General features: G+C 43.2%; 19 protein-coding genes. All 19 read right to left on the bottom strand.

The window, feature by feature from the left end; genetic code table 11:
* Window positions 1-1,134, bottom strand: a complete 1,134-nt coding sequence (locus tag ACZ42E_RS02740; protein WP_464892927.1) for a M20/M25/M40 family metallo-hydrolase — start codon at window positions 1,132-1,134, stop codon at window positions 1-3.
* Between the two features lie 20 nt (window positions 1,135-1,154).
* Window positions 1,155-1,976: a hypothetical protein gene (locus ACZ42E_RS02735; protein WP_464892926.1), complete on the bottom strand. Its 822-nt coding sequence runs from the start codon at window positions 1,974-1,976 to the stop codon at window positions 1,155-1,157.
* A gap of 2 nt (window positions 1,977-1,978) precedes the next feature.
* Window positions 1,979-2,650, bottom strand: a complete 672-nt coding sequence (locus ACZ42E_RS02730; RefSeq protein ID WP_464892925.1) for a glycosyltransferase family 2 protein — start codon at window positions 2,648-2,650, stop codon at window positions 1,979-1,981.
* Complete coding sequence (locus tag ACZ42E_RS02725) at window positions 2,647-3,549, bottom strand: copper transporter (RefSeq protein WP_464892924.1); 903 nt, start codon at window positions 3,547-3,549, stop codon at window positions 2,647-2,649. The genes ACZ42E_RS02730 and ACZ42E_RS02725 overlap by 4 nt, the downstream gene beginning before the upstream one ends.
* A gap of 20 nt (window positions 3,550-3,569) precedes the next feature.
* Complete coding sequence (steA, locus tag ACZ42E_RS02720) at window positions 3,570-4,691, bottom strand: putative cytokinetic ring protein SteA (RefSeq protein WP_464892923.1); 1,122 nt, start codon at window positions 4,689-4,691, stop codon at window positions 3,570-3,572.
* A 250-nt stretch (window positions 4,692-4,941) separates the two neighbouring features.
* The gene (gene spo0A, locus ACZ42E_RS02715; protein WP_464892922.1) at window positions 4,942-5,745 is read right to left on the bottom strand and encodes a sporulation transcription factor Spo0A; all 804 of its coding nucleotides are present in this window, start codon (window positions 5,743-5,745) and stop codon (window positions 4,942-4,944) included.
* A gap of 243 nt (window positions 5,746-5,988) precedes the next feature.
* Complete coding sequence (gene spoIVB / locus ACZ42E_RS02710; protein ID WP_464893465.1) at window positions 5,989-7,299, bottom strand: SpoIVB peptidase; 1,311 nt, start codon at window positions 7,297-7,299, stop codon at window positions 5,989-5,991.
* 120 nt (window positions 7,300-7,419) lie between these two features.
* Window positions 7,420-9,099 (bottom strand): DNA repair protein RecN, encoded by a 1,680-nt coding sequence (gene recN / locus ACZ42E_RS02705; RefSeq protein ID WP_464892921.1) that lies wholly within the window; start codon window positions 9,097-9,099, stop codon window positions 7,420-7,422.
* Between the two features lie 17 nt (window positions 9,100-9,116).
* Entirely contained in the window at window positions 9,117-9,572 is a 456-nt protein-coding gene (gene argR, locus ACZ42E_RS02700) for an arginine repressor (protein WP_464892920.1), read from the bottom strand.
* 17 nt (window positions 9,573-9,589) lie between these two features.
* Complete coding sequence (mnmM, locus tag ACZ42E_RS02695) at window positions 9,590-10,150, bottom strand: tRNA 5-(aminomethyl)-2-thiouridylate-methyltransferase MnmM (RefSeq protein WP_464892919.1); 561 nt, start codon at window positions 10,148-10,150, stop codon at window positions 9,590-9,592.
* 23 nt (window positions 10,151-10,173) lie between these two features.
* Window positions 10,174-10,980 carry an NAD(+)/NADH kinase gene (locus ACZ42E_RS02690; RefSeq protein ID WP_464892918.1) on the bottom strand — a complete coding sequence of 269 codons (807 nt, stop codon included), beginning with the start codon at window positions 10,978-10,980 and terminating at the stop codon, window positions 10,174-10,176.
* A gap of 1 nt (window position 10,981) precedes the next feature.
* Entirely contained in the window at window positions 10,982-11,791 is an 810-nt protein-coding gene (locus ACZ42E_RS02685; protein WP_464892917.1) for a TlyA family RNA methyltransferase, read from the bottom strand.
* The gene (dxs, locus tag ACZ42E_RS02680; protein WP_464892916.1) at window positions 11,778-13,691 is read right to left on the bottom strand and encodes a 1-deoxy-D-xylulose-5-phosphate synthase; all 1,914 of its coding nucleotides are present in this window, start codon (window positions 13,689-13,691) and stop codon (window positions 11,778-11,780) included. The genes ACZ42E_RS02685 and dxs overlap by 14 nt, the downstream gene beginning before the upstream one ends.
* A gap of 8 nt (window positions 13,692-13,699) precedes the next feature.
* Window positions 13,700-14,272, bottom strand: a complete 573-nt coding sequence (locus ACZ42E_RS02675; protein ID WP_464892915.1) for a hypothetical protein — start codon at window positions 14,270-14,272, stop codon at window positions 13,700-13,702.
* A gap of 687 nt (window positions 14,273-14,959) precedes the next feature.
* Window positions 14,960-15,874: a polyprenyl synthetase family protein gene (locus ACZ42E_RS02670; protein WP_464892914.1), complete on the bottom strand. Its 915-nt coding sequence runs from the start codon at window positions 15,872-15,874 to the stop codon at window positions 14,960-14,962.
* Window positions 15,874-16,098: an exodeoxyribonuclease VII small subunit gene (gene xseB / locus ACZ42E_RS02665; protein ID WP_464892913.1), complete on the bottom strand. Its 225-nt coding sequence runs from the start codon at window positions 16,096-16,098 to the stop codon at window positions 15,874-15,876. Before xseB ends, ACZ42E_RS02670 begins: the two co-directional genes overlap by 1 nt.
* A complete protein-coding gene (xseA, locus tag ACZ42E_RS02660; RefSeq protein WP_464892912.1) occupies window positions 16,095-17,312 on the bottom strand; it encodes an exodeoxyribonuclease VII large subunit in 1,218 nt (405 codons plus the stop codon). Before xseA ends, xseB begins: the two co-directional genes overlap by 4 nt.
* The gene (locus tag ACZ42E_RS02655) at window positions 17,312-18,148 is read right to left on the bottom strand and encodes a bifunctional 5,10-methylenetetrahydrofolate dehydrogenase/5,10-methenyltetrahydrofolate cyclohydrolase (RefSeq protein WP_464892911.1); all 837 of its coding nucleotides are present in this window, start codon (window positions 18,146-18,148) and stop codon (window positions 17,312-17,314) included. The genes xseA and ACZ42E_RS02655 overlap by 1 nt, the downstream gene beginning before the upstream one ends.
* Before the next feature lie 11 nt (window positions 18,149-18,159).
* Window positions 18,160-19,029 carry a bifunctional 5,10-methylenetetrahydrofolate dehydrogenase/5,10-methenyltetrahydrofolate cyclohydrolase gene (locus ACZ42E_RS02650; protein ID WP_464892910.1) on the bottom strand — a complete coding sequence of 290 codons (870 nt, stop codon included), beginning with the start codon at window positions 19,027-19,029 and terminating at the stop codon, window positions 18,160-18,162.
* Window positions 19,030-19,032 lie beyond the last annotated feature (3 nt).

Genomic DNA, 19,032 nt, shown 5'->3' with positions numbered 1-19,032 from the left:
TCAATTCCCTGCTTTCTTCAACTCTGCATAAGTTTCGATAATGGAAAGAATAAGTTTTACATCGGTTACCAAATCACCTATCCTGATATATTCTTCACTGGTATGCACCTTGCACATCCCTATACCCAGATTGGCACAGGGAATGCCAGCCCCATTTATGATACTGGCATCACTCCCCCCGCCAGTTCCTGTAAATTTTGGCTCTATTCCTATCTTTTCACAAGCCCTGGCTGCTATTCTAACTACTTCAGCATCCGGGGCAAGCTTTACCCCCGGATAAAGAGCCTGTATTCTAACTTCTCCCCTGGCCCCTTCTTTTTCTACTTCACTTAAAAATACCTGCTTAAGCTCTTCCGTAAGTCTGGTAAGTTTATCCTGATTGAGGCTCCTGGCTTCTCCTTTAATATGGCAAAAATCAGCCACAATATTTCTGGCTTTTCCTCCCTCAATCAAGCCAAAATTACAGGTAGTCTCCTCATCAAGCCTGCCGCACGGCATCTTTGCTAAAGCCCTGGCTGCTGCTTTTATGGCATTTATGCCGTTCTCCGGGTCCATACCGGCATGAGCAGCTTTTCCATATACCAGGTATTCTATTTCATGGTGCCAGGGAGAACCTGTCACAATTGTTCCCGGTTCCCCACCAGCATCAAGCACATAAGCCATCCTTGCCTGCACCCTGCTGAAGTCAAAATTTTTAGCCCCTTTAAGGCCTTCCTCTTCCGCTACCGTAAATAAAAACTCTAAGGGAGGATAAGGCAGACCTTCTTCTGTCAGGATATCTGCAACTTCCAGAAGTACCGCAACAGCCGCCTTATCATCAGAACCTAAAATAGTATCTCCACTGCTGCGGATAATATCGCCATCAATAACTGCCCTTATTCCTTCACCCGGGCTTACTGTATCCATATGGGCAGAAAAAAGGAGAGGCGGCATATCTAAATTCCCGGGAATCTTCACCAGCAAATTGCCGGCATTGCCTCCAATAATTTCGCCAGCATTATCTTCTTCCACAATAAATCCCCGTTTTGAAAACTCCGCCTGCAGGAATTCTTTAAACTCCTTTTCCCTGCGGGAAACCGAACTTATGCCTACCATTTTCACAAAGTTTGCAACCAGCCTTTTTTGGTCCAGCACCTCATTTTTCCTCCTTGCCTTTATCTTCCCAAATCGTCAAGCCATTTTAAAACCTGATTATTTTCTATAGTTTCGGTAAGCGAATATTTTTCGGTATATACATGTACCGCCAGCAGAAAAGCCAGAACCCCAATACGGTAAGGAAATTCCAAAGATAAAACACACCAGTATCCTAAGGCAAGCCCCAGCACATTAGAGCCAGCATCCCCCATCATAGCTTTAGCCTTGAGGTCAACCGGGAAATATACCACAACAGCTCCCAGAAGAGGCAAAAACAACCATGAATTCGTATTAAACCGGGCTAAAGCAAGGATAACAGCCCCAAATATTAAAAAACCTTTAATCGCCCGCCCCGGCCTCAAGTCTAAAAGATTTAACAGATTGGTGAAAAGGGCAATTATTAAAGTATTTACAATTATATCATACCAGCTTTTTGATAGAGATAAGGCTAAGAATAAGGATATTACGCCTCCTCCCAGGGCTTTTAAGCCACCTGTAGTAAGCCTTCCTTTAAAAAGAGCGCCAAAATGCCCCTTAAATCCCAAAGTGTCGCGCCTTCCCAGACGGTCATCAATAAAACCCAAAAAAGAAATAGCTACCAGGCCAAAAATAAATAAAAGGTACGCATCTTCGTACCATCCTAAAAGCTCATAAAATACAGCCACTATGATAAGTGACATGGGAAAAGATATCCCTGCACTTACCGGTATATCTATTCCCTGAAAGTTTTTGCCGGTAGCACCGGTTTCCTTTAACATATTGAGAAGCAAAAAGAGTACCGCTCCTTCCGCCAAAGCCCCTAAAAACAAAGGAATTACCTGGATAAGGTAAAAATCAAGCAAACTCACTTCCTCCTTATTTCATCTTTTATAACCTTCAGTACATCCAGGAACTGTTTTCCTCTGTGTATAAACCCTTTTAAATCTCTTCCCGTTTCATTGTGTTTCATTTCTGTAGGTACTTCCATCACCCGAAAACCCTTCTGCAAAGCTTTAAGGGTCATTCCCAGCTCCACTCCATACGCTTCTTTAAAGGGAGTGACTTCCCGCAAAACTTCTTTCGTCATAGCCCGCTGGCCGCTTAAAGGGGCAATCGAATCCAGGTTACCTGTCCTTCTTATAATCCAGGCCGCAGTCCCTTTTACCAGGCCAAAACCTCCCTTTCTGCTTGGAGGCCCAAAGGCTGCAATACACAAATCAGCTTTCCCTTCCAGAACCGGTTTGACAATCTTAGAAGCTTCTGCCGCCGTCTCCCCCAGATCCCCATCCAAAAAAACTACTATATCTGCATCTTCCAGATAAGGAAGGGCAGCATTCATAGCTCCCCCCTTTCCCCGGTTAACTTTGAGATCCAGAAGCTCTACCCCGGCAGTTCTTACTTTTTCCGCAGTATCATCGGTAGATCCATCATTTACCACCAAAATACGGTTTATCTCCCTAACCTTTTTTACCCCTTCTATAGTGGAAATAATACGTTCCCCTTCATTATATGCCGGAATAACTGCAGTTATTTTCAACTCCTTTCACCTCCCAGGGTGTCAACCGGGAGGGAAGGCATAAATTTTTCCGCCGTTTCTTTGATACCGTAATGGCCGGCTTCTCCTTCCAGTGCAAAAACCAGCGATATCTGCCCGGGACTCAAATCTATGTTATCGACTGTGCTTATATTATTCTTCTGATAATCAGGCATATAAGAGTACTCTACATTGGAAACTTCAACCCCTAAAACCTTTACCCCCTCTGTCATCAGGCTTTCTATAAGCCTCTGGTCAAAAACCGGGGCAAAATAGTTTTCCACATTGTTGCATCCGCCTACCAGAATCACTCCATTTATCTGTTCCGCATAATCGCCATTAAATTTTACCAGCTCGTTTTCCTGCAAAAATTTTATTTCTTCTCCCCCTGCTTTATTCATTACCGCCCTAGCCACACTTTCTGCTATATACTGCCTTAAAACATCGGGAGAAGTGTCAGCAGGAAGATGGTAAAAATCAATTACCTTTTTTATGATTTTGGTGCTGCTCAGTTTTATGTTGGCCAGCACCACAGTTTTGGAAGTCACTTCTGCACCCGCCTGGTTAAGGGTATTTATCATGCCGGCCGGTATGTCACTGGTACCTGTAACTACCACCGCCAGCTTATAATCTTTTAAATGGTCTTTAACCAGAAAAGGCATAACCGTCCGGCTGTAATTTTCATAATTTTCGATAATGCGGTTTTTCTGTTCATTCTGCATAATCAGCACATTTTCCCTTTCCCGCAGCACATCAAATTCGTTCTCCAGCCGGTCGATAATTTTTTGCTGCTGGTCAACCAAAATACCATCACCTTTGATGGTGCTGCCGATAAGTATCCCCAGGCCAAGTGCCAAAAAAACCGCGATAATAGTGGCAATATGATATCTCAGATCTACCATAATCCATTACTCCTTAAAAATCAGATATTGAAAAACAGTTTGAGCTGCAGCCACAGCAAACGGAAAAAAGGCCTGGTAGCAGGAGAAACCCATAATATTATACTTATGGGAACCATGGCCGCCATCAGAAGCTGCATCAAATACCGGGAAGAAAGGCTCTGCTTGTAAAGCTGGCTTACGCCTCTGGCATCAACCAGAATGGAGCCCACCTTCAACCTTACCAGGAAAGTGCTTCCCATCCCTTTACGACCTTTTTCCAGGAAATCTATCATGTTAGAATGGGTGCCCACTGCCACAATAAGGCTGGCTCCATATTCCCAGGCCAGTATCATGGCTACATCTTCGCTGGTTCCGGGCATAGCCATTATTTTAGCATCAAGCCCCATTCTTTTTACCCTTTCAAGCCCCGGAGCCCTTCCGTCAGCATAGGCATGTACCACTATTTCTGCCCCGCTTTTTAAAGCTTCATCCGAAACACTATCCATATCCCCAACAATTATATCCGGCTTAAGACCAAATTCCAGAAGAGCATCAGCTCCCCCGTCTACGCCGATCAAAACTGGCCTTTCCTCCTGAATGTAAGAACTTATAGTGCGCAGGTCCTCTTTGTAGCTGCTTCCCCTGACCACTATAAGGACATGTTTGCCCAGCATGTTAGTATTAAGAACAGGAACTTCCACATTGCCAAGGAGAATGTCTTTTTCCTTTTTGGCATATTCCAGGGTATTGTCTACAAAATTGTCCAGTTCCTGCTGGATATTTTGATTGGCTTCCCTTATTTTCGCTTCTACATCTTTTAATGTAAGCACTTTTCCCCTGGCAACCATCCTGTCTCCCAAAAAAATCCCGTCACCTTTTATAGTTATAACAGCCCCTTCTTTTATCTCCTCAAAAACCGCTTCCCCAGCTTCATCTATTATAGGTATTCCGGCTTTCAAAATCTTATAAGCTCCCCTGGCCGGATAGCGGCCTGTTATAGAAGGCAGGGCATTGATAACCGCCTGCGGCTTTATGTCAATCAGCGCATTGGCAGCAACCTCATCTATATCATCATGGTTTATAATAGCAATTTCATTTTTTTTAAGCCTTTTCACCAGATTTTTGGTACGCCTGTCCAATCTGGCCCTTCCTTTTATAAGCATAACCCACCTCATAACACAAGCCAAAATGTTATTATAACTTTTTACTTATATTGGCATTATTATCCTTCAAGTCAGTATTATAACATATCTATAAGGGCTAAACCAAAAAGTATTTTTTATAAAGAAGCGCAAAACCGGATTTTTCATATATTTCCCCAATTATTTTCCCCATTTTTGGATATAAAAATTAAAACCGCCCAAAAATGCAGGCGGTTTTGAGAACTTGTTTGAAAATCAGGATTTTAGGTATCTAGCTAACTTTATTTTCCAAACGCAGCCGGTCAGCAATTATGGCTATAAATTCGGAGTTGGTAGGTTTTCCTTTTTCTCCATTTATCGTATAGCCGAAAAACTTGTTTATCTTTTCCAGGTCTCCACGATCCCAGGCCAGTTCAATGGCATGCCTTATTGCTCTTTCTACCCGGCTGGGAGTTGTATCATATTTCTGGGCAATGGCAGGATACAATTCCTTGGTAACCGCTCCCAGATAATTAACCTCTTCCACTACCATCATAATCGCTTCCCGCAGATATTGATAACCTTTAACATGAGCCGGAACGCCGATTTCATGTATAACTTTGGTAACCTCTACTTCCAGATCTTTCTGGGCAGAAACCGGTTGTATATAAGCAGCCATGCTTCCCCTGCTTTCATGTTTGGGCATGGTATTGCGCGCTATTTCCCTCACCCTGTCCCCTAAAAGCTGCAGGTTGAAAGGCTTAAGGATATAATAATCTGCTCCCAGCTGTACCGCCTTCTGGGTTATATTTTCCTGTCCAAAGGCAGTCAGCACTATTATCTTGGGGGGATTCTGGAGTTTCAGGTTCCCTATCTGTTCCAAAACTCCAATACCATCGACATAAGGCATAATAAGATCCAGTATCAATACTTCAACTTCCTCTTTTTTCAGTATTTCCAGAACTTCCATCCCATTGTTGCATATGCCGACTAACTCAAAATCCGCCTCATTCGTAAAATATTCTCTTAAAATGCCGCAAAATTCCCGGTTATCATCTGCCAGCAAGACCTTTATGGGCTTATTTTCACTGAACATAAGACATAATTCCCCCTCATCCCGCTTTATAATTTTCCCTTTTTAGCTATTAAATTTTTTCGACTATACACCAACTATTTCCTGCTTTTTTTTTCTATCAAATTAATCAATAATCCTGCAGACAATAACATAAATATACAAACCTTTCCCCGGATACTATCTCAAAAACCCTTTATCCACCTTGCTTTTCCTTATAATTACATATTTCCTGCCAGAATAAACATTATAATTTGTCGAAACTTTCTAATCCTCTTTTCTGTATTCTTCTAGCTCAGCCAGCATATTATCCATAAAAACCCCATATCCGCGGGTAGGATCATTTAAAAAAACATGGGTTACTGCTCCGATTATTTTCCCATCCTGAACAATAGGGCTTCCGCTCATGCCCTGAATTATCCCCCCGGTTAAAATTAATAGCCTGGGATCGGTAACCCTGATTATCATCCCTTTACCGTTTTGCCTTTCCGGATAAACTTTTTCTATTTCAATAGAAAACTTTTCTATGTTATTGCCGTTCACTACTGTATACATCTCCGCTGGCCCCGTCTTTACCTGATGTGCATACCCCACCTCTACTGTATAGTCATAAAGAGGGTTTTTTATCTCCCCATCAGTTTGTCCATAAATGCCAAAAAAAGTATTTTTAACTATATTACCGGAAATTCCTCCTTCACTGTCAAAAACCCCAATCTTTTCCCCCGGCCTTCCTGGCCTTCCCGGTTTTATAGTCTGTACAGAAGCACTCATGATTTTCCCTTTCAACACATCTATTCCCTGCCTGGTATCAGCATCAACTATTATATGTCCCAAAGCTGCATAAAATTTTGACTCTGGATCCCAGAAGCTTAAAGTCCCTACCCCTATTACCCCATCCCTTACATAAAGCCCTATCCTGTATCTTCCAGTTTCCGAGCAAAAATGAGCCTTTACCGGTATACTTATGATCTTATTTTCCCTTTTTATCCTCAAACTAACGGTTTCATCCTTTTTCTCATCAATAATCCGTGCCAGATCATTTTCCGTTTTCACTTCATATCCATCTACAGCCATAATAAGATCGCCTATTTCAATTCCCTGTTCCCTGGCTGGGGATATTTTTTCTCCCTCAGGTGTAGTTATGGGAGCAAAGCCAACCACCATAATACCATTAGACTGCAGCAAAACCCCTATAGAATGTCCGCCCAAAACTACCCTTTTAACTGGAACCGATTCTACCTCAATAGTCTTTACCGGAATATAGCCCCAAACCTTAAGGGTAACTTCCGCTTTTCCCGGCTTTAAAGCCAAAATTTCATAACTGTTCCCGCTTTTTCTTACCGTTACCGGGAAATCTTCAGGCTGGGCAAATACACTTTCATAATGTTCATTTACCAGCATGTCCAGTTTATCACTGATTTCAGCGGGAAGCTCAAGTTTTATGCTGCTCTTTTCTCCTACCACCAGTTTTGTGTTATCAGGCAAAGTCAAAATACTCCGCATCTGCGGAGTAAAGCACAAAACCAGAAACAAAAAAGCTATTATAAAACCTAAAACAGGACGCATCCGTCTATACATGGACAAAGCTTTCACTCCCCTGAAAAATTGACACTACATATTTTCTCCCTCCCTCAAGCAAAGTATACAAATAAGGGATTTAAAGGAGCAAAAATAAAAAGGGGATCTAAAATCCCCTTCTTATAACTCCAATATCGCCTTATCCAGCATTTCACCGGCATGTTTCAAAGTAATCTCAGAATAGTTTTCTCCTCCCAGCATCCTTGCCAGTTCCTTAATCCTGCCTGCATAATCAAGTTTCTTAACCCGGGTAAAAGTTTTTCCTTCCCTCACTTCTTTCTCTATTAGATAATGCTTATTCGCATAACTTGCAATCTGCGGAGAATGGGTAACCAGAATTACCTGATGGCTTCTGGCAAGTTCCCCCAGCTTTCTGGCCATAGCCGTCAGCGCCGTCCCTCCCACCCCCACATCAATTTCATCAAATATAAGGGTAGGAACTTCATAAGCTTCCGCCAGAGCCTTTTTCAAAGCCAGTATAAAGCGGGATATTTCTCCCCCGGAAGCAACTTTAGACAAAGGCCTCATCTCTTCTCCCGGATTGGGTGAAAACATAAATTCCACTTTATCCAGCCCATTTTCCGAAAAATCATCTTCCCTTAAAAGTACCACTGCAAATTTGAGATAAGGCATGCTGAGCTCCCTTAATTCTTTATCTACTTTTTGTTCCAGCAAATAAGCCCCTTTCTGCCTTAGTTCAGTAAGCTCCCCTGCCAGGGCCAAATATTCTTTTTCAATGGCAGCAAGGCTTTTAAGGAGGTCTTCCTGCCTTTCTTCCGCGTTATTCAGTCTTTCCCATTCCTTTTCCGCTCTATCCAAAAAAGCAAGAATTTCTGGAATACTTCCTCCATATTTCTTTTTAAGTTTGCCAATTTCATAAAGCCTGGCTTCTACCTCATCTATAAGGCCTGGCTCAAAATCCAGATCATCCCGATAACGGGAAAGCTCTTCCGCCAGTTCCTGTATGTTATAGTAAATTTCTTCCAGACGGGCATAAATCCCTTCCAGAAAGCTGTCTTTCTTTGCTCCATTAAGCACCTCGACAGCTGCTGCTATCTGGTCATAAGCGCTTAAGCCATTTTCATCACTGTAGACCAGCTTTAAGACCTGGCTAGCCGCTTTAGCCAGTATATGGGCATTGCGCATCTTTTCCGCCAGCTGGTTTAATTCTTCCTCTTCTTCAGGCTTCAAACCGGCTTTTTTGATTTCATTTATCTGGAAAGCCAGAAAATCAAGTTTCTGGGCTCTATCCTTTTCCTCCCTTTTTATCTCTTCCAGTTCCTGTATCATTCTGCGGTATTCCTTATAGATTTCTTTTATCTTATCCCTTATTTTCCTGGCTTCGGGAACAAAGCTGTCCACATAGCTCAAGTACATCTCCGGACGCAGGACAGTCAGATGATCATGCTGCAGGTGCATGTCTATCAGGAAAGGGGCTATTTTTTTCAAAAAAGCTATATTAACTGTGTGTCCATTTATGCGCGCAATGCTTCTCCCCTGGGGATATATCTCCCGGGTTATTATCAAATGGTCGTCTTCCTCTTCCATAAAACCGCTTTCTTTAAGCAGAGACCTGAGGTCTTCGCTGTCTATACTGAAAACTCCTTCTACGGTCGCTTTACGGCTGTCGTCTTTTAAAAATTCATTTTTTACCCTTTCCCCCATGATGAGGCTCAAGGCATCTATAATAATGGACTTGCCAGCTCCGGTTTCACCGGTTAGCACATTAAGCCCTTTATCAAATTCCAGCCGCAGGTCATCAATAAGAATAAAATTATTAATATATATTTCATGCAGCATAAAAATCCCCTCTTATCCTAAACCGGCATAATAAAGCCCCTGAATTCTTCGGCAATCTTTTCCGCCGCCTTTTCCGGTTTTACCACCACAAATACCGTGTCATCCCCTCCTACCGTCCCCAAAATATTAGGATTATCATAGTTATCGATAATGGAAGCGATAGACTGGGCTGCACCGGGAAGGGTTTTGATAACTACTATATTGCCGCTATAATCTATATTGACTACTGAATCAGCAAACGCCCGCTTCATCCTTTCCTGGGAAGCAATAAGCGGTGTAGAGGCAGGCAGAGCATACCGGTAGCCCTCTTTATCCGGAATCTTTATAAGCTGCAGTTCTTTTATGTCCCGGGAAACGGTAGCCTGGGTAACATCAAAACCGCTTTTTTTAAGAGCTTCACAAAGCTCTTCCTGAGTAGCTATGCGCTGGTTAGATATTATATCTATGATGGCAAAATGCCTGCGCGCTTTCATGTTAAAGGAACCACCACCTATAATTTTTGTACCACCATTATACAGGGAGGGTTATTAACCTGGTTTATAAACCTGGTTTCCCAAACTTCAAACTTTTTTTGGGGAAGAAGAGCCAGATAATCGCGTATAAGCTCTATTTCCTCTTCTCCACCTTCATGTCCCGGATAACCTACAATCGTTATCACCCCACCAGGGCTTATAAGCTCAACAGCCGCCTCAACAGCCTGCACGCTTTTTTCCCCTTCCGTCTTTATAGCGTGATTTCCTCCCGGAAGATAGCCTAAATTAAACATGCAGGCTTTTACAGGTCCAGGCACATATTTTTTCATTTCCGCATGGTCTTCGCTTATAAGTACCACCCTGTTCTCCAGCTGGTGGGACTTTAGCAAAACATAAGCGGACTGTATGGCTTCTTCCTGTATATCAAAAGCAAAAACTTTTCCCGACTCCCCCACCAGCCTGGCCAGTAAAAGCGTATCGTGGCCTCTTCCACAGGTAGCATCAATTGCTCTATCTCCTTCTCTTACTACCTGACTTACTATGTAGTGGGAAATATTGACTGCATTTTTAAATGGCACCTGCAACATAACCTTTCTTTCTCCTAAAACCTTCCTAAACGTTTATCGAAATGCTGAAAAAAAGAAGGTTTCTTTATATTTAAAAGCTTGAGCTTATAATCAGCTTTTTTAAAATAAATCTCATCTTCAGGCAGCAGGTCAATATTGACCTGCCCATCAGCACACAGTATTTCTTCTCCACTTCCTGAATTTTTCAGATACAAAACCCGGTTGCCTTTTATAACCAGCGGCCTGCGGGCCAAAACATAAGAAGAGATCGGAGTTATGACCAAAGCCTCCATATCCGGTTCCAGAACCGGTCCTCCAGCAGAAAGGGAATAGGCTGTAGTTCCGGTAGGAGTAGCTATTATAACCCCATCTCCCTTATAATCAGCTATTTTTTCATTTTCTATGTACAGGGGAAAAGATAAAAGCCTGGGCACCCTGGTCCGCACCACTGCTTCATTCAGCGCTGAAATTTCTGCATGTAAAGTACCGTTTCTATAAACAAATACTTTGAGCATCATGCGTTCATCAATGATATAATCCCCTTTGGAAAATTTTTCTAAACAGGTTTCTATTTCATCCACTTTTATATGGCTTAAAAAGCCAACCGTCCCCATGTTCACTCCCAAAAGGGGCACATTAAAACAGGCATACTGCCTGGCAGCTCTTAAAAGCGTGCCATCGCCGCCCAAAACCATGATGATATCAATATCTTTAAATTCAGAAAGGGCTTCTCCATTGTCAATTTCTACCCTGCATCCTTTAAGCATAAGCTTTTTAGCCACTTCCTGGGCGGTAATCTCCGTATTCTCTTTAAAACGGTTATTGACTAAAAGAATTTTCACCTTAATGCCCTCCAAGCTCGCTGTGCGCTTCGGCCACCACTGATTTTATCCGCTTTTCTATATCAGGCAGCATCTCTTCTTTTATACCCAGTTTTATAAAATACTCAATATTCCCCTGCGGTCCGGTAATAGGGGAATAGGTTATTCCGCTGCAATATAAGCCTTCTTTCTCAGCCCCTTTAATACACTTTAAAAGGACTTCCTCATGTACCAAGGGATCTCTTACTACCCCTTTTTTGCCCACCTTTTCCCTTCCTGCCTCAAACTGAGGCTTAATGAGCGATATTATTAAGCCTTCCGGCTTAACCAGATTTTTTACCACCGGGAAAACCAGGAGGGTAGATATAAATGAGACATCAATAGTTGCTATATCCACCATCTCGCCCAGCGCCTCCCGGGTAAGATATCTCACGTTGGTTTTTTCCATATTTATAACCCGGGGATCATTGCGCAAAGACCAGTCCAGCTGTCCATAACCTACGTCCACAGCATATACCTTAACTGCGCCATGCTTCAAGGCACAATCAGTATATCCCCCAGTAGAAGCTCCTACATCCAGGACTACCTTTCCTTCAAAATCAACGGCAAATACTTTTATCGCTTTTTCCAGCTTTAATCCTCCACGGCTTACATAGGCTATGCCTGTTTTCTGCAAATCAATCCTGGCATCTTCTTCTACAGAAGTACCTGGTTTGTCTATTCTTACGCCATTTACCAGCACTTCTCCTGCCAAAATCAAAGCTTTGGCTTTTTCCCTGCTTTTTACCAGGCCTTTTTCCACCATAAGCACATCAAGTCTAATTTTGGCCAAAATCCAGCAACTCCCATTTATTATAGTCCAGCAAATCAGGCCAGCGGTTTATTATACTTTCCGCAACCGACAAAGCATCCATCCCTATATATTCCCACAAAATTTCTACCTTGCCGTGATCTATGAACTCATCGGGAATCCCTATACGCAAAACATCAGCCTCTATCCCGTTATCAGCCAGCATTTCCAAAACCGCACTTCCAAATCCTCCAGCCAGGCAGTTATCTTCTACAGTAACTAATCTCCTTAAACTGGCGGCCATTTGCATAAACTGCTGCCCATCCAGGGGCTTTATAAAGCGGGCATCTACCAGATAGACTGAAATGCCTTTTTCCTGAAGAATACCGGCTACATCCCTGGCAATGCTCATACCCCGCCCTATCCCAATTATACCCAAATCTCTGCCTTCATGTATTACCCTGCTTTTCCCTGTTTCTAGAATATTCCTCTTTTCTGAAATCTTTGCTCCTTCCCCTATGCCGCGCGGATACCTTACCGCTACCGGCACATCAAGAGCAAAAGCAGTTTCCAGCATATCCAGGAACTCATTTTCATCGGAAGGAGCCATCATGACTAGATTGGGAATACTGCGCAGATAAGAAATATCAAAAACTCCATGGTGGGTAGGGCCATCTTCCCCTACCAATCCAGCACGGTCCACGGCAAATATAACGGGAAGCTTTTGTAAAGCTACATCATGTACAATCTGGTCGTAAGCCCGCTGCAGAAAAGTAGAATAAATGGCTACCACCGGGCGCAAACCACCCCTTGCCATCCCTGCTGCCATAGTTACTGCATGTTGTTCACATATTCCTACATCAAAAAAGCGGTCTGGAAACTTTTTGGCAAAAAATTCAAGGCCGGTTCCTCCTGCCATAGCTGCAGTTATGGCTACAACGCTTTTGTCTTTTTCAGCTTTATTTACAATAAAATCACTGAATATTTCTGTATAGGTCTTCAGCTTTTTTTGCAAAGGGTTTCCTGTATTTACATCAAAAGGACCAATACCATGGAAAATGTCAGGATTACGGCGGGCAGGCTCATATCCGCGGCCTTTTTCAGTTATAGCATGAATAAGCACAGGACCTTTCATCTTTTTGGCATTTGCCAGCACCAGGGTAAGTTCATTAAGATCATGGCCGTTAACAGGGCCTATATAAGTAAAGCCAAGTTCTTCAAAAAACACCCCAGGAACCATTATATATTTTACCATATCTTTGACTCTACCTGCAGCCCGTGCAATATTAGGGCCTATTCCCGGTATTTTATTAAGTACGGTTTCAATCTCTTCTTTGGTCCGGGAATAAGAAGGTTCCGTGCGCAGCCGGTTTAAATAGCTTGATAAAGCCCCTACATTCCTGGAAATAGACATTTCATTATCATTAAGGATTACCAGTATGTCGGTTCCCGCATGTCCGGCATGATTCAAAGCTTCAAAAGCCATACCTCCAGTAAGGGCACCATCACCTATAACGGCAATCACCGAATACTTTTCTCCCCTGAGATCACGAGCCAGAGCAAGCCCCAGCGCAGCAGAAATGGAAGTACTGCTGTGCCCGGTATTAAAAACATCGTGCGGGGATTCTTCATACTTGGGGAAACCGCTTAATCCCCCATACTGTCTCAAAGTAGGCATCCTATCCTTCCGGCCGGTCAATATCTTGTGCACATAGCTTTGATGTCCTACATCCCAGATAATCTTGTCAATTGGGGAATTAAAAACATAATGGAGGGCTAAAGTAAGCTCTACCACCCCCAGGTTGGCAGCCAGATGTCCTCCACATCTGGATACCGTATCAACCAGGAGCTCTCTTATTTCCTCTGCCAGTTTATTCATCATGGAAATATTAAGTTTTTTCAAATCATGAGGTGAATTTATCCCGTCCAGTATTCTCGGCATTACTTATATCACCTTCTATTTTTAAACAGTTCGAGTCCAGTAATCCTTTCCCACCAGTCGATAAGGACAGCAACCCTAAAAATAATATTGTTCGCTTTGCTGAGCGCTATACTTTTGCCTACCGCTTTTCCTCCTACTGTTAAAGCAGCAATCAAACTGGTCATCAAAGCCCCCAGCAAAACAGTATTGGTTAAATCTAATATGTCCGCCATGCTTATAACTATTCCTGCCCCTATCGCACCGCTTAAAGTCCCAGCTACATCACCCACCACATCATTGCAAAAATTAGCTACTATATCGGCATTGCGGATAAGTTTTACCGCCTGTCTGGCACCAGGCACCTTTTTGGCTGCTTTCGCGTTAAATGGAGGCAAATCCGCAGCAGCTGCTGCAGTACCTACTATATCAAAACATATACCGGTAAAAATAACCAAAAATAATAAAATAATAGCCAGTATTACACTATTTACTGCTCTTACCAGAGCTTCCGAGCCCAGGCTGACAATAAGAGCAATAAAAAAGGTAAAAAAGGCTACTATCAAACCTGAAAACAGATTTTCCTTCTGTATGTAATGTTTCAATTCTTTTACTCCCCCAGATAAAAAAAAACGGTTCTGGCAAAAGGTTGTTTATCGAGTAAACGCTGCGACATAGGTCCAGTAGGTTTTCCCAGCAGGTCTCCCACCTGTTGCCAGATGGGCGGTTTCCCTTTATGCCCGCTTCACCGCGTCACCGCAAGTGAGACTGGATTACCACTAAGTACGCACTTTAATCCTCGATAAACCGCGCAAAAATGCGCACAGTCTAGGAGTTTTCCTCAACAACCCTACTTGGTGTCTAGCCTCTTTTGCAGCAGACGGTTTCAAAACAGGCAGCAGCATCCTGGCCAAGATACTGCCGCCTACCAGGTTTATCCGCCGCCACCACTCAAGGCAGGCTACACTGCACCCAGCTTTAACCGAATGCAGGTTTTCTCATCACCTTGCGGTGATGAGCCTCCGCGAACATAGGGGTCATGTCCGCATGCCATTGCGGATTGCCCCTATATTCTTAACTCCCAGCACTGACCCCTGACTGGGCGTCAAAAGCCAGTACCAGAAGCTTCATCGATGTGCCCTTAACGGATTTTTAGGCCCGTCTTCGACACCAAAAGGGTTGACTAGAATACTGCAACCTTTTGCCAGCTACTTTTCAATAATATATTATACCACAATTTATAAATCGCTGTTGAGGCATATATTCTATCATATTGTTTGTGCAAAAGCAAATTAATAATTGCGGTAAAGGACAAAATAGGCCAGCTGCCTTAAAAATTCCGCTTCCTGTCCAAACATCCGCAAACTGTTAATACATTCCTCTATTTTTTCCCTGGCCAGTTCAAAGGCTTTCTCCACCCCAAACAAAGTAACATAGGTAGTGCGCCTGTTCTTTTCATCACTTCCTACCGGTTTGCCGATAATATTCTGGTCCCCTTTTACATCCAGGATATCATCAGTTATCTGGAAAGCAAGGCCAAAGTTATAGGCATAATCCTCTAGGTATCTTAGCCTATCCTCCGGCATCCCATGCAGTATAGCCCCTGCTTTCAAAGAAGCCTTAAAAAGCTCTCCTGTTTTGAGCACATGCATCTTCTGCAGGGTATGATAGTCTATCCTAATTCCTTCCGTTCCTAAATCTATAACCTGCCCTCCAATCATCCCCCGGCTTCCTGCGGCACCTGCTACCTCGGCTATGGCTCTGGCTGCATTCTGCGGCATAATTCCCGGAACCTCCGCATTATGCGCCATAAGCTCAAAGGCAGCGGTAAGCAGAGCATCCCCGGTTAAAATAGCTACCGCATCGCCATAAACTTTATGGCAGGTAGGCTTTCCCCTCCGGAAATCATCATTGTCCATAGCCGGCAGGTCATCATGCACCAGTGAATAACAGTGGATCATTTCTACTGCACAGGCAGTCAAAATTACATCTTCCGGATTTCCTCCCGCAAGCCTTGCACCTTCCAGGACCAGGATAGGCCTTATCCTTTTCCCGCCATTAAAAAGCGCGTAATGCATGGCTTCATGGATAAGCGGGGGATAGCCTTTTATCCTTTCAAAACAATCATTCAGATATTTCTCTATATAGCTCTGCCTTTCTTTAAAGGCCTGCTTAAATAAAACCTCATCAAAAACTGAATGTTCCATCAGCAACCTTCCCCTATATCAAATCCTACAAGTTCAAATTCGCCATCATCCCTTTTTATAAGCTTCTTTATTCTGGCACTTGCCTTTTCCAGTTCCTCCTGGCAATAAAGAGAAAGCCTCATGCCCTCTTCAAAAATGTCTATAGATTCCTTGAGGCTCAAATCACCTGCCTCCAGTTTCCTAACTATCTCTTCCAACCTTTTTAAGGCTTCTTCAAAACTCATATTTTCCATGACTCCTCTTTTTCCCTGCCTTTTACCTCCAGCATAATATTGCCATCTATCAATCTGGCCGTTAACCGGTCCCCGGTTTCTATTTTATCAACACTGTTTACAATTTCCCCATCTTTCATAATAACCGCATAGCCACGCTTAAGAACCCGCAAAGGGCTCAAATTTTCCAGGCTAGATAAAGCCAGAGCAAAATGGTGAGCTTTCCTTTCATATATATTTTCTATGCTGAGTTCCAGCTCCCTTCCCAGCCTGTTCAGAGATTCTTTTTTTTCCCGCCATATATACTCCGGCTCCTGCCAAACTCTTCGCATCATAATCCTATCTAAAAATTCGCTGTAGTAGGAAATTTTCCTTTCCAGCAAACCTGTTATACGCTGCCGGTAAGAAGCCATTTCCTCTCTAAAGCTGCTCAAATCCGGCACTGCCAGCTGGGCTGCCTGGGTAGGTGTGGCCGCCCTTACATCAGCTGCCAAATCAGTAAGACAAAAATCCACTTCATGTCCTACAGCAGAAATAACCGGAATTCTGGAATGGTACACCGCCTCTACCACTTCTTCCGCGTTAAAAGCCATTAAATCCTCTACCGAACCGCCGCCGCGCCCAATTATAATAACATCAACATCTCCATATTCATTTAGTTTTTTTATCCCGGCCGCCAGTTCATAAGGAGCTTCCTCTCCCTGTACCGAACTATGTACCAAAACTACCTCCACTCCTGGATGACGGCTTTTTAAAATGCGCCACATATCCCGAAGAGCTGCCCCGTCCTGGGAAGTAACTATACCTACCCTCCGGGCAAAAGGAGGCAAAGGTTTTTTATGTTCAGGGTCAAAATATCCTTTCTTTGCAAGTTTTTCTTTTAACTGGCTTAAATAGCGAAAAAGCTCTCCCAGGCCATAAAGCCTCATTTCTTCTACATAGAGCTGATATTTACCCTGGGGAGGAAATACCGCAATATTCCCCCTGGCCAGGACTTCCTGCCCATCCTCCGGGGAAAAATTAAGGCTGCGGCAGCGGCTTTTAAACATGACACAGTTTAAAATCCCTTTTTCATCTTTTAAGGTAAAGTACATATGGCCGGAAGGGCTGTGCAGCTTAAAACCTGATATTTCACCTTTTACCCAGATGTCACATAAAACCCCATCTGTTCTTATAAGTTGATCTATATATTCATTTACTTGGCTTACCGTGATAAATTCAGGCATTATTCCCCTTTTTTCCTCCTGGCCGCAGTATGCAAATTGAACAAAAGCTTGCTTATAAGTATGGGACCAAGTCCTCCCGGTACTGGAAGCAAAAACCCCTCTTTATCCTTAAAGGTTTCTCCATCCAGATTGCCGCATATTTTATCATAGGAAAGCCAGTGAAAACCTGCATCTATAACAAGAGCCCCTTCATTTATTACATCAGATTTGATAGATAAAGGGTCCCCTTTTTCAAAAAGAAATATATCGCTTGCCCTTAACTTTCCCCTGTTTTGGTCAGGTATTATATCTACCTCTACCCCTTTTTTTAAAAGAACAATACTTAACGGCAGTACCAGGTCAAATGAATCCCCTACCAGAACAGCCTTTTTGCCTTCCAAAACCGGCATATATCTTTCTATCACTTCCATAGCTGCCAGGGCAGCACAGCTTACAAAATAAGGTTCTCCACTCATAAGCATTCCCCGGTTGTATGGTGTAAAGCCATCTACATCCTTTTCGGGAGCAATAGAGGCCAGTATCTCGTCAGTATAAACTTTTAAAGCTTCGGGCAGCGGAAGTTGAAGCAAAATGCCGTCGATTCCTGGATTTTGGTTTAGCTCTTCTATTTTGGCAATTATGTCTTCTTTTCTAGCAGCAGCCGGAAACAAAAAATATTCTACCCTGCCCCCGCTGTATTCAACTGCCTTTTCTTTCAGACCTACATAAACCAGGCTTTCCTTATCATCCCCCACCACTATTATGGCCAGGCAAGGATTGAGATTTATAGCAGCATTTTGTTCCTTAACCTTTTCCCGCAATTCCCGGGCTATAGCTATTCCATCAATAATCTGCATAATAATTCCTCCTAACCCTCCGCCAGCTGCCATTTTAAGGCCTCCAGGGTATTTTTCATCAGATAAGCAGCGGTTAAAATCCCTACCCCTCCCGGCACGGGAGTTATATAATCCGCTCTTTTGGCTGCCTCCTCAAACTGCACATCTCCCAAAATCTTGTCTTCTACTGCCGTTATACCTGCGTCTATGACAATAGCCCCTTCTCTAACCCATTCCCCTTTAACTAATCCTGGATGACCAGCAGCTACCACCAGTATTTCAGCTTCTCTTATATGTTTTTCCAAAAGGCCGCGTTCATAAGTAGCCAGCTGGCAAACCGTAACCGTAGCTTCTTCCTGCATGAGAAGGTGAGCTGTCGGCTTGCCAACTATGTCGCTGTTGCCTATTATCGTAACTTCTTTACCTTTCAAATCTACTCTGGTAGCCTTTATCAAAGCTACTATCGATTGAGCAGTACAGGGAATCAAGCCCGGCATACCCAAAAAAAGCTGTCCCAGATTTAGAGGCGTAACCCCTTCCACATCTTTTTTCTGCTCTATACTCCACTGCGCTATCTTGGTATTTATATGTTTAGGCAAAGGCAGGTGTAAAATCAAGCCGTTTACATAAGGGTCCCTGTTTATATCCCTTATCATATTTAAAAGCCGCTCCTGGCTCGTACCTGAAGACAGCTGGATTGTTTCATAGCTTATGCCTACTTCCTCGGCGGTTTTTTTCTGTGATGACAGATACACCCTGGAAGCAGGGTGGTCTCCTACTTCCAATGTCATAAGCAAAGGAGATTTTCCATACTCCTCTTTTATTTGTTTAACCTCTTTCGCTACTTCTTCTAAAAGTTTATCCCTGACCAACCTGCCATATAAAATATTCCCTCTTCCCATTCT

The sequence above is a fragment of the Thermosyntropha tengcongensis genome (assembly GCF_055381335.1).
This window is presented reverse-complemented; position numbering and strand designations above follow the sequence as displayed.

Bases quoted from the DNA above. Each gene is read 5' to 3' on its own strand.
- xseB (WP_464892913.1), bottom strand. From the start codon at position 16,098: ATGAGTTTTGAAGAAGCCTTAAAAAGGTTGGAAGAGATAGTTAGGAAA.
- ACZ42E_RS02725 (WP_464892924.1), bottom strand. From the start codon at position 3,549: ATGGTAGATCTGAGATATCATATTGCCACTATTATCGCGGTTTTTTTG.
- ACZ42E_RS02670 (WP_464892914.1), bottom strand. From the start codon at position 15,874: ATGGAACATTCAGTTTTTGATGAGGTTTTATTTAAGCAGGCCTTTAAA.
- argR (WP_464892920.1), bottom strand. From the start codon at position 9,572: ATGAAAGCGCGCAGGCATTTTGCCATCATAGATATAATATCTAACCAG.
- recN (WP_464892921.1), bottom strand. From the start codon at position 9,099: ATGCTGCATGAAATATATATTAATAATTTTATTCTTATTGATGACCTG.
- spoIVB (WP_464893465.1), bottom strand. From the start codon at position 7,299: ATGTATAGACGGATGCGTCCTGTTTTAGGTTTTATAATAGCTTTTTTG.
- dxs (WP_464892916.1), bottom strand. From the start codon at position 13,691: ATGCCGAGAATACTGGACGGGATAAATTCACCTCATGATTTGAAAAAA.
- ACZ42E_RS02655 (WP_464892911.1), bottom strand. From the start codon at position 18,148: ATGCAGATTATTGATGGAATAGCTATAGCCCGGGAATTGCGGGAAAAG.
- spo0A (WP_464892922.1), bottom strand. From the start codon at position 5,745: ATGTTCAGTGAAAATAAGCCCATAAAGGTCTTGCTGGCAGATGATAAC.
- ACZ42E_RS02650 (WP_464892910.1), bottom strand. From the start codon at position 19,029: ATGGGAAGAGGGAATATTTTATATGGCAGGTTGGTCAGGGATAAACTT.
- xseA (WP_464892912.1), bottom strand. From the start codon at position 17,312: ATGCCTGAATTTATCACGGTAAGCCAAGTAAATGAATATATAGATCAA.
- steA (WP_464892923.1), bottom strand. From the start codon at position 4,691: ATGCTTATAAAAGGAAGGGCCAGATTGGACAGGCGTACCAAAAATCTG.